The sequence below is a fragment of the Streptomyces sp. NPDC032721 genome (assembly GCF_055579625.1).
On the sequence record NZ_JBVIMX010000008.1, the window covers coordinates 264,136 to 278,558 of the forward strand.

The 14,423-nt window shown below is 73.5% G+C and carries 11 protein-coding genes; 5 read left to right on the forward strand and 6 right to left on the reverse strand.

Translation table 11 applies throughout. From position 1 onward, the window contains the following. Positions 1 to 145: 145 nt before the first annotated feature. Complete coding sequence (locus ACZ5PB_RS19010; RefSeq protein WP_468692519.1) at positions 146 to 2,611, forward strand: hypothetical protein; 2,466 nt, start codon at positions 146 to 148, stop codon at positions 2,609 to 2,611. On the opposite strand, the gene ACZ5PB_RS19015 is transcribed toward ACZ5PB_RS19010, so the two are convergent. The 4 genes from ACZ5PB_RS19015 to ACZ5PB_RS19030 all read right to left on the reverse strand — a co-directional run bounded on the left by ACZ5PB_RS19015 (position 2,581) and on the right by ACZ5PB_RS19030 (position 7,339). Continuing rightward, the gene (locus ACZ5PB_RS19015; protein ID WP_468692520.1) at positions 2,581 to 4,980 is read right to left on the reverse strand and encodes a right-handed parallel beta-helix repeat-containing protein; all 2,400 of its coding nucleotides are present in this window, start codon (positions 4,978 to 4,980) and stop codon (positions 2,581 to 2,583) included. The two genes, ACZ5PB_RS19010 and ACZ5PB_RS19015, sit on opposite strands and share 31 nt — an antisense overlap. Before the next feature lie 104 nt (positions 4,981 to 5,084). Continuing rightward, positions 5,085 to 5,762, reverse strand: a complete 678-nt coding sequence (locus tag ACZ5PB_RS19020; protein WP_468692522.1) for an Rv1733c family protein — start codon at positions 5,760 to 5,762, stop codon at positions 5,085 to 5,087. An 85-nt stretch (positions 5,763 to 5,847) separates the two neighbouring features. Beyond that, positions 5,848 to 6,684: an MOSC domain-containing protein gene (locus tag ACZ5PB_RS19025; protein WP_468692523.1), complete on the reverse strand. Its 837-nt coding sequence runs from the start codon at positions 6,682 to 6,684 to the stop codon at positions 5,848 to 5,850. 97 nt (positions 6,685 to 6,781) lie between these two features. Next, positions 6,782 to 7,339, reverse strand: coding sequence for a DUF6643 family protein (locus ACZ5PB_RS19030; RefSeq protein ID WP_468692525.1), 558 nt, complete (start codon positions 7,337 to 7,339; stop codon positions 6,782 to 6,784). A gap of 172 nt (positions 7,340 to 7,511) precedes the next feature. Here ACZ5PB_RS19030 and ACZ5PB_RS19035 point away from each other — a divergent pair, with 172 nt between their 5' ends. Then, positions 7,512 to 8,861 (forward strand): TerD family protein, encoded by a 1,350-nt coding sequence (locus tag ACZ5PB_RS19035; RefSeq protein ID WP_468692527.1) that lies wholly within the window; start codon positions 7,512 to 7,514, stop codon positions 8,859 to 8,861. A 29-nt stretch (positions 8,862 to 8,890) separates the two neighbouring features. On the opposite strand, the gene ACZ5PB_RS19040 is transcribed toward ACZ5PB_RS19035, so the two are convergent. Further along, positions 8,891 to 10,069, reverse strand: a complete 1,179-nt coding sequence (locus ACZ5PB_RS19040) for a glycosyltransferase (RefSeq protein WP_468692528.1) — start codon at positions 10,067 to 10,069, stop codon at positions 8,891 to 8,893. A gap of 87 nt (positions 10,070 to 10,156) precedes the next feature. On the opposite strand from ACZ5PB_RS19040, the gene ACZ5PB_RS19045 reads away from it, so the two are divergent. Both ACZ5PB_RS19045 and ACZ5PB_RS19050 read left to right on the forward strand, forming a co-directional pair. Then, complete coding sequence (locus ACZ5PB_RS19045) at positions 10,157 to 10,981, forward strand: glutamate racemase (protein WP_468692530.1); 825 nt, start codon at positions 10,157 to 10,159, stop codon at positions 10,979 to 10,981. Further along, on the forward strand, positions 10,959 to 11,519 hold the full coding sequence (locus tag ACZ5PB_RS19050; protein WP_468692531.1) for a hypothetical protein: 561 nt from the start codon (positions 10,959 to 10,961) through the stop codon (positions 11,517 to 11,519). Before ACZ5PB_RS19045 ends, ACZ5PB_RS19050 begins: the two co-directional genes overlap by 23 nt. A gap of 33 nt (positions 11,520 to 11,552) precedes the next feature. Here ACZ5PB_RS19050 and ACZ5PB_RS19055 read toward each other — a convergent pair whose 3' ends face one another. Further along, positions 11,553 to 12,593 carry an O-antigen ligase family protein gene (locus ACZ5PB_RS19055; RefSeq protein WP_468692533.1) on the reverse strand — a complete coding sequence of 347 codons (1,041 nt, stop codon included), beginning with the start codon at positions 12,591 to 12,593 and terminating at the stop codon, positions 11,553 to 11,555. A 202-nt stretch (positions 12,594 to 12,795) separates the two neighbouring features. On the opposite strand from ACZ5PB_RS19055, the gene lnt reads away from it, so the two are divergent. Next, positions 12,796 to 14,418 (forward strand): apolipoprotein N-acyltransferase, encoded by a 1,623-nt coding sequence (gene lnt / locus ACZ5PB_RS19060; protein ID WP_468692536.1) that lies wholly within the window; start codon positions 12,796 to 12,798, stop codon positions 14,416 to 14,418. Positions 14,419 to 14,423: the final 5 nt, after the last annotated feature.

Here is a 14,423-nt window from a genome sequence, read left to right on the forward strand (position 1 = left end):
CGTAAGGGCTGCTCATCCTCCCACGGGCGGGGACGGGCCTCCACGGGTGGTGCGGCCGGGCTCCAGAGGGGCGTCCGGTGCGCACGAAGTGAAGGCGACTCGCGAAGAATGTGCGGCGGGCTGGGCAGGAGGGCCCGGTTCCGGGATGCTGAAATTCCGCCGCGCACCCCGCCGTACGTCCGCGAGAGCGAGCCCTCCAGTGTCCCCCTCCCCACCCCTCTCCCCACCCCCATCCGCCACGCCCTCCCCGGCCGGAGCCGACGGCCCCGCGCCCGCGCTCGAACTGCTCGTCCACGGCGTGGGCGGCGCCACCCCCGAGGAGATGCTCGGCGACCCCCGCACCGTCCGCGTCTCCGGCGACCACACCGCCGCCGTGTTCCGCCGCACCGAGGACGTGGGCGCCGAGGAACGGCCCGCCGACTACCGCGACAAGCCGGTCCCCGAGGCGTACGTCTGGTCCAACCTCACCTCCGGCAACGGCATCCGGGCCCTGTGGCTGCTGCTGCTCCCCTTCATGGTGGTCAACCTCGCCCACTGGATGCGGCCCAGCGACAACGGCCACCCCCGCCTCGTCCGCCTCTACGGCGTACTCGTCCGCCTGATCGCCGTCAGCCTCACCTTCCTGCTGGTCGGCGCCGCCTGCGAGGTCGCCCTCGACCTGACCGCCTGGCAGTGCGGCGGCTCGGCCGGCTGCTCCGGCGAGAAGTCCTGGCTCGGCTTCATGTCCGCCGCACACGGCGGCTGGTGGAGCCAGCCGGGACGCCGGATCGCCCTCGCCGCCCTGGTGCCCGCCGCCCTCACCGGACTGCTCTGGTACCTCTCGCACCGCACCTGGAGCGCCTACGAGTCCCAGCAGCCGCTGCCCACCCTCGGCGAGGACCCCGGATCCGCCCAGGGCCCCGCCCTCGGCCGCCCCGGCTTCTGGTACGGGCGCAGGCTGGTCGCCCGGCTGCGCGGCGCGCACACCGCAGCGGGCTTCCTCACCGTGGCCGCCGCCCTCACCGTCGCCACCGCCCGCTACGACCGCTCGGCCGACAACTCCCTCCTGGACGCGCTCGGTTGGGCCCTGCAAGCCGTGATCGCCGTCGGCGGTGTCGTCGTCATCTGGGTGATCTGCCGGCGCGGACGCACCGAAACCCGCTTCGACCTCGCCCTGGACCGCGCCCTGATCACCCTCCTCCCCGCCGCCGCGCTCACCGGCCTCGCACTGGCCGTGCTGTACGCGGGCTGGTCCCGGCCCGACTGGCGCTCCACCGGCCAACTCACTGGCGGTGCGAGGGGATTCGGGCTCCTCGCCCTCTCCCAGCTGGTCCTCGTCCTGGCCCTGGCGGCAGTGGCCCTGTTCCTGCACCACCGCGCGCCCATCGCCCGTACCGCCATGCGCGGACTCGGCGGACCGGCCGTCGCCATGCTGGCCTGCGCGCTCGGCGGCGTCATGTCCGGCGGCGTCGCCCAGCGGGTGGCCGACTGGCTCGACGGATCCGGCACCCCCGGCATGGGCACCGGCCCCGCCGACGAGGTCGCGGGCCCACCGGTGCTGCTGACCTGGCAGGCCTCAGTGATCCCGCCGATCCTGCTGGTACTGCTCCTGCTGGCGGTGCGCTACGGAATCCGCACCTGGCGCACCCGCAACGCCCTGGGCCCCGTCGTCGAGGCCGCCTACCCGGGCGAGACGCCGGACCCGGTCCGTACCGGCCGCATCGCGCTGGCCCGCGCCGCGGCCGCACTCACCGACTTCGCCCCCCGCATGATCGCCGTGCTCTCCGGCTCCGCACTGCTGCTCGGCGGCGTCGCCCTGCTCGGCGCCTATCTGTACGACGAGGTGCCCGGCCGGGCCGCCAGGGACATGCCCGCCCCCGTCGAGGCACTCACCCACACCTCGCAGGCCCTCGGCTCCTGGCTGATCGGCTTCGGCTTCCTGCTCTTCGTCACCTGGGGCAGGCGCGCCTACCGCGACCCCAAGGCGCGGCGCACCATAGGGATCCTGTGGGACGTCGGCACCTTCTGGCCGCGCGCCGCCCACCCCTTCGCCCCGCCCTGCTACGCGGAACGCGCCGTCCCCGACCTCACCTGGCGGATGGCCACCTGGACCGACCGCACCGGCGGCCGGCTCGTCATCTCCGGCCACTCCCAGGGCAGCGTGCTCGCCTCCGCCGCCGTCTGGCAGCTCCCGCACCCCACCCGGCGCCGGGTGGCCCTGCTCACCTACGGGGCCCCGCTGGAGCGGCTGTACGGGCGCTGGTTCCCCGCCTACTTCGGGCCCTCCTGCCTGCGCAACCTGCACGACGAGGTCGACTGCTGGCGCAACCTCTGGCGGCACACCGACCCGATAGGAGGCCCGGTCCGCGTCGTGCCCGACGAGGGCCGCCACCCGGTGGACCACGACGCGCTCCTCGACCCGCTCGCCTACGGCCGCACCCGCGAACAGCCGCTGCCCGCACCGATCCTGGGCCACTCCGAGTACCAGGCCGACCCCGAGTTCGCCATCGAGCGCGACAAGCTCCTGGCACGGCTGCCGGGACCGGAACTGCCCAGGCAGAGCACGGGACCGACCGGCCCCGACGCCAACAGTGCCGGGAATCAGGGCAGTTCGGGCAGGTCGTCCGGGTAGAGCAGAGTCAGGTCGTCGGTGGACACCTCGGTGAACTGGGCGACCCGGCCCGCGTGCCGCTCCACCATCGACTCGAAGGTCTGCCGCGCGGTGCGCCCGTTGCCGAAGGCGGGCCCCTTGGGCAGCGCCGTGAAGTACTTCAGCAGCGCTTCCGGGGTGCCCGTGCCGAGGCGGTACTCGTGGTCGTCGGCCTGCTGCTCCACGATCCGCAGAAGTTCATCCGGCTCGTAGTCGAAGAAGGTGATGGTCCGTGAGAACCGGGACGCCACACCGGGGTTGACCGTGAGGAAGCGTTCCATCTCCGCCGTGTAGCCCGCGACGATCACCACCACCGCGTCCCGGTGGTCCTCCATCAGCTTCACCAGGGTGTCGATGGCCTCCTTGCCGAAGTCCCGGCCCGAGTCCTCCGGCGACAGCGCGTACGCCTCGTCGATGAACAGCACCCCGCCGCGCGCCCGCTCGAACGCCTCCTGGGTGCGGATCGCCGTCGACCCGATGTGCTCGCCGACCAGATCGACCCGGGACACCTCCACCAGGTGCCCGCGCTCCAGGACCCCCAGCGAGGCCAGGATCTCGCCGTACAGCCTGGCCACCGTCGTCTTGCCGGTGCCGGGGGAGCCGGTGAAGACCAGATGGCGGCGGACCGAGGCGGCCTTGAGGCCGGCCTCCAGGCGGCGGCGCCCGATCTCGATCATGTCGGTGAGGGCGCGCACCTCCTTCTTCACGTTCTCCAGGCCCACCAGCGCGTCGAGTTCACCGAGCACGGACTGCGAGTCCCGGCTGGGCTCGGCCGGCACCGGGGGCGCGCTGCGGGCGGGCTGCGGGGCGGGGATCGTCGAAAGCAGTCCGGGGGTCTGGGTGGCGGTCAGCGTCACCGGCGGCGGCTCGGGCGCGGTCCGCACCGCGCTCTCGTCGCTGGTGCAGTCCTCGGCGACGGGGCCGTCCTCGGCGAACTCGTAACCCCCGCGCGCGCACCGCTCGGTGCGGCACCGGGTCAGCGTCGTACGGCAGCCGTCCATGACGTGGAAGCCGTAGCCGCTGCTGCCGGTCACCCGGCAGTTGTGGAAGGTGCCGCGCCCCTCGGCGGACACGTAGAAGCCCGACTCGGCGGGCGAGGTGATCGTGCAGCGTTCTATCCGGGGGTCGGCGCCCTTGGTGACGATGACGCCCGTCTGGACGCCGTCGATGGTGCAGCCGGAGAGGGTGCCGCCGCTGCCGTGGTCGCGGAACCAGGCGCCGGTGGACGCCTCCTTGATCCGGCAGTCGTCGAGCTGCGCGGTCGCCCCGTCGCTCACCGAGACGGCCGTGTTGCGGACCTGGCTGAGATCGCTGTCGATGACGTCCGCGCGCGAGCCCCGGTCCAGTACGAAGATCGCGTCCGGCACGTCGTGCACCCGGCAGGAGTCCAGCACGACGGTGGCGCCGTCGCTCACCCAGACCGCCGGGTAGTCGCCCGTACTGTCGTGGATCTCGCACCCGTTGGCGTCCACCCGGGTGCCCGGGTCCCACACCGACAGACCGTTGCGCCCGAACCGGCGCACCGTGGACCGCGACAGCGTCAGCACCGCACGGCCGCGCAGGTCCAGGGCGTTCTCCGGGATGTCGTGGATGTCGCAGTCGGCCAGCGTCAGCACCGCGTCCGTGTCGAGGGTCACCCCGTCCGCCGAAGTCCGGTGCACCGAGCACTCGGTGAGGTGCCCGGCAGCGCGCGAGGTCACCTGCACCCCGGTGCCCTTCACCTCGTACACCTCGCAGCCGATCGCCTCGACCGCGCTGCCCTCGCCGGTCACCGCGAGCCCGGAGCCCGACGTGTGATGGATCTTGCAGCGCTCCAGCCGCGGATGCGCGCCGCCACTGACCGACACCCCGGCCTGACCCGCCGCGAGCACCTCGCACTCCTCGAAGAGCCCGCCCGCGCCGTCCAGCACGCCGATGCCGACGCCGCCCGGGTTGTCGATCACACAGCGCCGCACCGTCGGCCTGGCCGCGCCCCGCACCTCGATACCGACGGCCGACCTGGTCACGATCCGCAGCCCGTCCAGCTCGGGGGTGCCGTCCTCGACCAGCAGGGCGGGCGCCGCCGAGTCCTGCCCCTCCAGACACAGATCCTGTACGACGGCGGAGGCGCGCACCGTCAGCGCGACGCCGTCCACCGGCGCGATCCGCACCGACCCCGGGGCGCCCTCCGGGGCGCGCAGCGTCACCGCGCGCCGTACGACGAGGTTCTCCCGGTACGTGCCGGGGGCGATGGTGAGGACGTCGCCGTCCCCCGCGGCCTCCAGGGCAGCGGCGAGGGAGTCGTACTCACCCGTGCGGCGCCGCCACCTGGAAGTTCCGGAGTGCGTCACCTGGACCGTGCCCTGTGCCATGGCGTTGCCGTGCCCCCACCTCGTACGTCCCGCGAATTCGCGTCGATCTCGCTGCACCACCGTAGCGCGCGCGAGAAGCGGGAGTTGACCGGTTGGGGGCGGCGTCAGCCGCCGGTGCCGGTGCGGCCCCATTCCGGGCCGACCTTCGCCCACGCCCGGTCGAGACGCGCGTACCGCCGCAGGGTGAGCCGACGTACGACCAGCAGCCTGGCGGCGTGCGCGAAGGACGCCACCGAGGCTGCCGCGGCGAAGCCGGTCAGGGCGGCCCGGGCGACGGCCGTGGCACTGTCCGCGGGGCGGCCGACGAGCCTGCCCTGCCGGTCGGTCCACAGCGGGAGGGTGTCGCCGGGCCGGGCCTTGCCGCGGACCGTGGTCACCCGGCCGGTGTGCTGCTGTCCGTCGTACGCCGTCCAGCGGGCCCGCACCGAGACCGGGCCCACGTAACCGGTGCTCACCTCGGCGTCGCCACCGATCCGCCGCGCGTGCGCGGGGTCCAGCACCACACCGGTCGTCGCGTGCCGCTCCTGGTGCTGGACCCGCACCTGCTGCTGGAGCCGGGCGTCCGCGCGCAGCCCGGCGTACAGCCCGGCCGCCGGGGCGACGAGGACGATCAGCAGGACGGCGGCCAGCGCCACCCAGGCCTCGGCCCGGTCGGTCCGGCGGCACAGCGGACTGTGCCGCCAGCGCCAGACCCCTGAAGCCGTACCGCGCCCGGGCTTCGCCGCCCGCTCGTGGGGCGGGTGCCCCGCACCGCTCCCCGTCGGACCGACCGCTGCTCCCACAGTTCCGCACCCCTTCCGCGCCCGCCGTTCAACGCGCCTTCCGTACCGGCGAGTTCCCGCGAGAGGTGGGGCTCATGCGGCGGCGTCAGGAGGTGAGGATCGTGACCGGGTCGCCGATCCGCAAGACGCCCGTGTTCTCCGGGACGAGGTACTGGCCGAAGACCAACTGGCCGTCGATCCTGCGGTGACCGGCCAGCGTGCGCAGCGGCTCCTTGCCGCGCCCGGCGGTGCGCTGGTCGGTCGTGGTGACGACGCAACGGCCGCACGGCTTGGCCACCCGGAAGGACACCTCGCCGATCTCCAGGCGCCGCCAGCCGTCCTCCGCCCAGGCGGCAGGGCCGTCCAGGACCACATTCGGCCGGAACCTGTTCATCGGGAGAGGGCCCTCGTCGGGCAGAGCGCCCTGCGCGATCAGCGAGTTGAGGGCGTCGAGCGACGCCAGGGTGGTGACCAGGAGCGGGAAGGCGTCGGCGAAACTGACCGTCTCGCCCTCGCGCGCGAAGTCCGGGTCGATGGGGCGGCGGTGCTCGGGGGCGTCCATGTGCGTCAGCCGGGCCCCGGTGCCGAGGTAGTCGCTCAGCCACGCGTCGGCCGCCGGACCGGCGGAAACCGCCTCGTACTTGGTGCCGAAGAGGACGACCGGGTCCGTCCCCACCGGCTCGGGAACCGGTACGTCCAGCGGGTCGAGACCGGGTGCGGACAGCCGGACCGCCCCGCCCGGCAGTGCCTGCGCCGACGCCAACGCGAGCCTCGGCTGCTCGCGTTGGGTGATCGCCCTGCCCTCGGGGTCGGTGACGAGCCAGCGGCGGTCCCCGGCGGGCCCCCACGGCTCGATCGCGGTCTCCGGCGGCGCGGAGCCCCCCAGTGCCTTGACCGGATAGATGTGCAACGCGTGCACCGATGCGTGAACAGAGTTCGCCATGTGCTCATTTTGCCAGCACGTGCGGCAGCGGGCTCGGACACCTGTCCGAGCCCGCTGATGCCTCCGGCGCGCGGTCGTGCCTGCCGACCGCCGTGCGTCAGTAGCCGCTGCCGCCCTGCTGCGGGTACTGACGGTTGTACGGGTCCTCGTACGGCGCTCCGGCCTGCACGGGACGCGGGGCCACGGGGCGCATCGCCTCGTACCCGCCCGGCGCGACGGGGCGATGCGGCTGCTGGCCCTGGGCCATCGGCCGCTGGGGCTGCTGCCGTTGCGGCTGTACGGGCTGGGCGCCGGGGTAGCCGCGCGGCGGGCCCGCCTGCTGCGGGATGTAGGGCACCGGTGCCTGCTGGAGCTGCGGCACGGGAGCCTGCTGGAGGTGCGGCGCCTGCTGGTACTGCTGCACGGGCTGCTGCTGTGCGCCCGGCTGCGGGTAGCCGTAAGCGGGCTGCGGGTGGGAAGGTGCGGCCGGCAGTGCGGGGAGTGCCGACGGGAGGGCCGGCAGGTAGCTGTTGCCGGTGTCGTACATGGCGGGCACCCGGATCGGGGCGATCTGGGGCGTACCCCGCTCGGCGACGAGGGAGTCGTAGATCGGGGTGTCCGGGAAGGACGGCGCGGAATAGTAGCCGCCGCCATATGTGGAGCGGGGGGAGGTCATGGCAATAAGTTAAGCCCAAGATGTTCTGGATGGGGAGCCCGGTAAGAGGGTTGTTTTGCGTGTTGTGCGTGGCCCTGGGTCACTAATCAGAGCGAAATTGGGAAAATCGGTCGTCTTGTAGCGTTCGGATCGTGTAAGGAACGGTCCATTTCGACTCGTGTTGGGGGCAAGCATGTCCATGCTTAAGGGAACCAATGTGCCGGTGCCGGCACAGTCCGTGCGGGTCGAGGTCGGCCGTGGGTCGGGGCCCGGAGTGCCGGAGGTGGACGCGTCCGCGCTGCTCCTCACCGGCGGCCGGGTGCGCTCGGACGCCGACTTCGTCTTCTACAACCAGCCCGCCCACGGCTCCGGCGCCGTCCGCTACGAGGGCAAGCAGCCCGGCGCGGGCGGGGTGGTGACGGACACGCTGACCGTCGACCTCGCGCGCGTGGAGAGCGCCGTGGAGACCGTGGTGGTGGCCGCGTCGGCCGACGGCGGCAACTTCGGCCGGGTGCCCGGACTGTACGTACGGGTGCTCGACGCGGCCAACGGGACGGAGCTCGCCCGCTTCGACAGCCGGGACGCCACCGTCGAGACCGCGTTCGTGCTCGGCGAGCTCTACCGGCGGCAGGGCGCCTGGAAGTTCCGTGCGGTGGGCCAGGGTTACAGCAGCGGACTCGAAGGACTGGCGACGGACTTCGGCATCACGGTCGACGAACCGCAGCAGGCCGTACCGCCGCAGCTCACGCAACCCGCACCGGCACAGCCCACGCGGCCCGCAGCGCCCGCACCGCCGCAGCCCTCGTACGTTCCGCCGTCCCAGCAGGACACCCAGCCCTACCCGGCGCCGCTGGCGCCGCCCGCCCCGGCGCCCGCGCCCGCCCCCGCTCCGGCGCCCGCTCCCGTACGCCTGACCAAGGTCACGCTCACCAAGGCGTCCCCGACGGTCTCCCTCGCCAAGCAGGGCGGCACCGGCGGCGCGATGCGCGTCAACCTCAACTGGGAGTCGCGCAAGCAGTTCAAGGGCTGGGGCAGCAAGCTCGGCCGGGCGATGGCCGTGCATTCCGACCTCGACCTCGACCTGTGCGCCCTCTACGAACTCACCGACGGCCGCAAGGGCGTGGTGCAGGCGCTGGGCAACGCGTTCGGCGCGCTCAACCAGCCGCCGTACATCCTCCTCGACGGTGACGACCGCACCGGCGCGGTCAGCACCGGCGAGAACCTCACCGTCAACCTCGACCACAAGGCCCAACTGCGCCGCGTGCTCATCTTCGTGACCATCTACGAGGGCGCCCGCTCCTTCGCCGACCTGCACGCCACGGTCACCCTCACCCCGCAGAACGGTGCCCCGATCGACTTCTCGCTCGACGAGTGCACCGTGCCCTCCACGGTCGCCGCCCTCGCCCTGATCAGTTACGAGAACGGCGATCTGACGGTCCGCCGGGAGGCCCAGTACCTGGTGCCGCAGCGCGGAGTCAGCCCGCAGCGCACCGTGGACCAGGCGTACGGCTGGGGCATGAACTGGACCCCCGGCCGCAAGTAGCACGGGTACGGGAAGCAGTACGCGCGGGTTCAGCGGTCCGGCGCGGCCTCGGGACGGGAGTACGTACGCCCCTTCCAGGCCGCGCCCCGCCCCCGGTAGTGCTGCACCGCCGAGTCCACCGTCATCAGCGTGTACAGCAGCGCGGTGAACGGCAGCAGCGGGGCCAGCGCCACCGTCTGCCGGTAGTAGCGCAGCATCGGCACGTACGTGCCCGCCATCACCAGCCACGCCGCCAGCCCCGCCCAGCCCGCCGCCGTGTCACCCGTGATCAGCCCCGTGGCCAGGGCGTACGGCGGCACCAGGTAGACCAGCGCGAGACCCACGACCGTTCCGAGCAGCAGCAGCGGATTGTGCCGGAGCTGGGCGTACGCGCTGCGCGAGACCATCCGCCACAGATCGCCGAGGTGCGGATAGGGGCGCACGCTGTCCACCCGCTCCGCGAGCCCCAGCCAGATCCGCCCGCCGGTGCGCCGTACCGCACGGGCCAGGGACACGTCGTCGATCACCGCGCCCCGGATCGACTCGGGCACCTTGGCGCGCACCGCCGCCTCCGTCCGCAGCAGCACACAGCCGCCCGCGGCGGCCGCGGTGCGGCCCCTCGCCCGGTTCACCCACCGGAACGGATACAGCTGGGCGAAGAAGTACACGAAGGCCGGGACGAGCAGCCGCTCCCAGTCGCTGGCCACCCGCAGCCGGGCCATCAGCGACACCAGGTCGAAGCCGCCGCCGTGCGCGGCGGCCACCAACTCCCGCAGGCTGTCCGGCTCGTGGGCGATGTCGGCGTCGGTGAGCAGCAGGTACTCCGGGCGGCTCGACCGGCCCAGCTCGATCCCGTACCGCACCGCCCACAGCTTTCCCGTCCAGCCGGGCCCCGGTTCGCCGGGGGAGACCACCGTCAGCGGCAGCCCGCCGTACTGGAAGGACAGGGAGCGGGCCAGCTTCCCCGTGCCGTCGCTGCTCCCGTCGTCGACCAGGATCACCTCGGCCCCGCCCGGATAGTCCTGCGTCAGCAGGGAGGGCAGGCTGCTCGGCAGGACGGCCGACTCGTCCCGGGCGGGCACGACCACCACCACGTACGGCCACTCTCCCCTGGCGGGCTCGACGCGCGGCGGCAGCCGCTGGTCCGTCCGCCAGAAGAAGCCCTGGCCGCACAGCAGCCACAGCCAGGCGGCCAGCGATCCCACAGCGATCCACGCGATGACGCTCACCCGTCGCAGTCTGCCGCAGGAGGGCCGGCTTCCGGGGGTGGAGGAGGCCTCCCGGGTACAAATGCAACCGTCCTTTAAGGTGACTGGGTGAAGATCGCGCTGATGGACTCCGGAATCGGCCTGCTGGCGGCAGCGGCGGCAGTGCACCGTCTGCGGCCCGACGCGGACCTCGTCGTCGCCTCCGACCCGGACGGCATGCCCTGGGGACCCCGTACGCCCGAGGACATCAGGGAGCACGCGCTCGCCGTCGCCGGAGCGGCCGCCGCGCACCGGCCCGACGCGCTGATCATCGGCTGCAACACCGCCACGGTGCACGCCCTGGACGCGATCCGCGCCGAACTGGAACCCCGGATCCCGGTCATCGGCACCGTCCCCGCGATCAAGCCGGCCGCCGTCGGCGGCGGCCCCTTCGCCATCTGGGCCACCCCGGCCACCACCGGCAGCCCCTACCAGCGCGGACTGATCCGCGACTTCGCGCACGGCGTCGACGTCACCGAGGTCCCCTGCCCCGGCCTCGCGGACGCCCTGGAGACGGCCGACGAGGCGGCCATCGACCGGGCGGTGGCCGCGGCGGCCGCCCGCACACCCAGGGATGTAAGGACCGTCGTCCTGGGATGCACCCATTACGAACTCGTCGCCGAACGCATCCGGGCCGCCCTCCAGCAGCCCGGCGCCGCTCCGCCGGCCCTGCTCGGCTCTGCGGAAGCGGTCGCCGCGCAAGCACTTCGCCGGACCGGCGCCGAACCCGCCCCGGCCGCCGACCCCCGCTCCCACCTCACGGTTCTCCTCAGTGGCCGGGAGTCACCCACGCTGCCCGCCCCTGCTCTGGCCTATGCCGAGGGGCGTCTGCTGGCTGCCATGAACGCGGATCGTGAGTACGCTGCTTCACATGAGGGACATCCCCGGAGCTGACGGCCTGCCGCCCGAGACCGCCCCCGCGGCCTGGACCGGACGGGCGACCAACCGCGCACAGTGGCTGCTCTCCGCCTCCGGTGCGGCCTTCCTCGCCCTCGGCATCGAGCTGGCCGTCGACTCCTCGTGGGTCTCCGGCATCATCCCGCTCCTGATGGCCGTCGTCGGCTGCGTCCTGGTCGGCATGATGGTGCTCTTCGGGACGCTCGCCTTCGTGCACGTCGCCGTCAAGGTCGACGACAACGCCCTGGAAGTGCGCTGCGGCCACATGGGCCTGCCGCGCCGCCGCATCCCCCTCTCGCACGTGACCGCCGTGGAGTTCGCACCCCGCGTCACCCCGCGCCAGTGGGGCGGCTGGGGCTACCGGTGGCGGCCCGAGCAGGGCACCGCCGTCGTGGTCCGGCGGGGCGAGGGAGTGGTGCTGCGCCTCGGCGACGGCCGCACCTTCACCGTCACCGTCGACGACGCGGCGGGCGCGGTACGGGCCGTGCGCGACCGGCTGCACCTCAACCCGGGGACCACCGGGCCGGGGGCCTGACCGCTCGGTCTCGTCCGGTACGTATCGCTCGCTCTAGTCCGCTACGTCTCGCTCGTCCTGGCCCGGTTCGTCGCCGGGCTGGAGCCGCGCCGACGCCAGGCCCGCGAGCAGTGCCGCACCCGCCGTCACCGGGGTGAAGCTCAGCGCGTTGCCGATGCTCGCCAGGGCGGCCAGTGCAGTCAGGGCCGCGCCCGCCGTGAGGACGACCGGAGTGGCCCTGGGTGAGCGCCACAGCCCGTACAGCAGCCAGCCGAAGGCCGCCGCGAGGAGCAGTACGCCCGGCAGCCCCTGCTCGGCCGCCTGCTGGAGGGCCGCCGAGTGCGGTTTGCCGTCCGAGCCGACCGACTGGCGGGTGGTCGCGCTCAGGGAGCCGAACCGTTCGGGGCCGACCCCGAGCACCGGGTTGTCCTTCGCCATGGCGAGCGCTTCCTGCCACAACTCCACCCTGTTCCGGGTGAGTTGACCCTCCAGCGACACCGTCAGCCCCTCCGGGAGCACGTCCTCGGCGACCGCCCACGACGCCCCGGCCACCAGCACGGTGGCCATCGCGAGCCCCGCCAGGCCGAGCAGCCGCCGGCGCATCCGCAGCGCCGCCAGCGAGCACAGCAGGACCCCGAGTGACGCCGCGAACCCGGCCACCGACCCCATCGCGAGCGCCACTCCCGCCACGGCCAGCGCCACCAGCCGCAGCAGTATTCGCAGCGCCGGCGTGCTCGCCGCCCCCGCCGCACAGCACGCCGCTCCCGCCGCCAGCACCAGCAGCGCCGCCGCCGCACCCGTGTGCCCCGGGGCGGGGAACGCGATCGATCCCGGCATGCCCTCCCGGGAGGCCAGCGCGAGCCCCAGCGCGCCGAGCGCGAGACCGGTGGCCGCCAGTACGGGCAGCAGCGTGCCGAAGATCCGGCCGCACGCGTACCCCGCCGCGACCGCCAGCACCGCGAGCAGCACTCCCTCGGGTCTGGCATCCCGTCCGGCCGCGGAGACCAGCGACCAGACCGCGCAGCCGCCCAGGACCACGACCCCGGCCGCCTCGCTCAGCCGCCGGCTCTCCCGCGCCTGTGGTGCGGTCCGCATGGTGTCCACTTCCCGTCGCCCCCCGACCTTGACGGGCCCCGCCCGCAGCGGCCGGAACTGGCCGCGGGGCAGGCACTGGCGGACACGGTAACGGCAGTGGTGGGTGTTTGTGGACGTATCGCACAGGATCGTGCAGGAACGATGCTTCGGCGCCGCGGTACCGCCCTGCCCGTGCCGGGCCGCTCACCGTAGACTCCGCCGGGTGAGCACCACCATCACCCCCATAGATCAGCCGGAATCGGCCCCGGACGCCCCCCGCAAGGGGCTTTCGCGACTGCCCGTACGGCTGCTGCGGCCCGCCGCTGCCGCCGTCTCCGGACTGCTGCTGTACGCCAGTTTCCCGCCCCGCCCGCTGTGGTGGCTGGTGCTGCCCGGCTTCGCCCTGCTCGGCTGGTGCCTGTACGGGCGGCGGCTGCGCGCGGGCTTCGGGCTCGGACTGATCGCGGGGCTCGGCTTCCTGCTGCCGCTGCTCTCCTGGACGGGCGAGGAGGTGGGCCCGGTCCCGTGGCTGGCGCTCACTCTTCTTGAGGCGCTGTTCCTCGGCTTCGTCGGCATGGGCGTCGCCGCCGTCTCGCGGCTGCCGTGGTGGCCGGTGTGGGCGGCCGGGCTGTGGGTCGTGGGGGAGGGGTTGCGGGCCCGCTTCCCGTTCGAGGGCTTCTCCTGGGGGAAGATCGCGTTCGGGCAGGCCGACGGGGTGTTCCTGCCGCTGGCCGCGCTCGGCGGGACGCCCGCGCTCGGGTTCGCCGTCGCGCTGTGCGGGTTCGGGCTGTACGAGGCGGTGCGCCAGTTCCGCACGTACCGCAGCACCGGGGCCGTGCCCCGCGCGGGCGTCGCGACGGCGGCCGTCGCCGTCCTCGTACCGCTGGTCGCGTCGCTGGCCGCCCGCCCGCTGCTGGACGACTCCGCCGAGGACGGCACCGCCACCGCCGCCCTCATTCAGGGCAACGTGCCCCGCCTGGGCCTGGACTTCAACGCCCAGCGCAGCGCCGTCCTGAAGAACCACGCCAACCGCACCGAGCAGCTCGCCGCCGACGTGCAGGCCGGGAAGGTGCCCAGGCCCGACTTCGTCGTCTGGCCGGAGAACTCCTCCGACCTCGACCCGTACCGCAACTACGACGCCAAGGACCTCATCGACCACGCGGTCAAGAAGATCGGCGTCCCGGTGGCCATCGGCGCCGTCCTCACCCCCGAGACCGGCCCGCTGCGCAACACCCTCATCCAGTGGGACCCCAAGCAGGGCCCCGTCGACACCTACGACAAGCGGCACATCCAGCCGTTCGGCGAGTACATGCCGATGCGCGACTTCGCCCGGATCTTCAGCTCCGACGTCGACCGGGTGCGCCGCGACTTCGGCCCCGGAAAGAAGGTCGGCGTCTTCGACATGGCGGGCACCAAGGTCGGCCTGGTCACCTGTTACGAGGCCGCCTTCGACGACGCCGTGCGCGACACCGTGGTGCACGGCGGCCAGGTCATCGCCGTACCCAGCAACAACGCCACCTTCGGCCGCAGCGAGATGACCTACCAGCAGCTCGCCATGAGCCGGGTGCGCGCCGCCGAGCACGGCCGGGCGGTCCTGGTGCCGGTCACCAGCGGCGTCAGCGCGGTCATCCAGCCGGACGGGAAGGTCGTCCAGCAGACCGGGATGTTCGTCCCCGACGCGCTCGTCGCGAAGATCCCGCTGCGGTCCTCGCTGACCCCGGCGACCCGGGCCGGCATCGCCCCGGAGGTCGCGCTCGGACTGCTCGGGGTGGCCGCGCTCGGCTGGGCGGCGGCCCGTTCGCTCGCCGCCAGGCGCGCTGCCAAGGGCACCTCCGACGTCCTTTAGGGTCG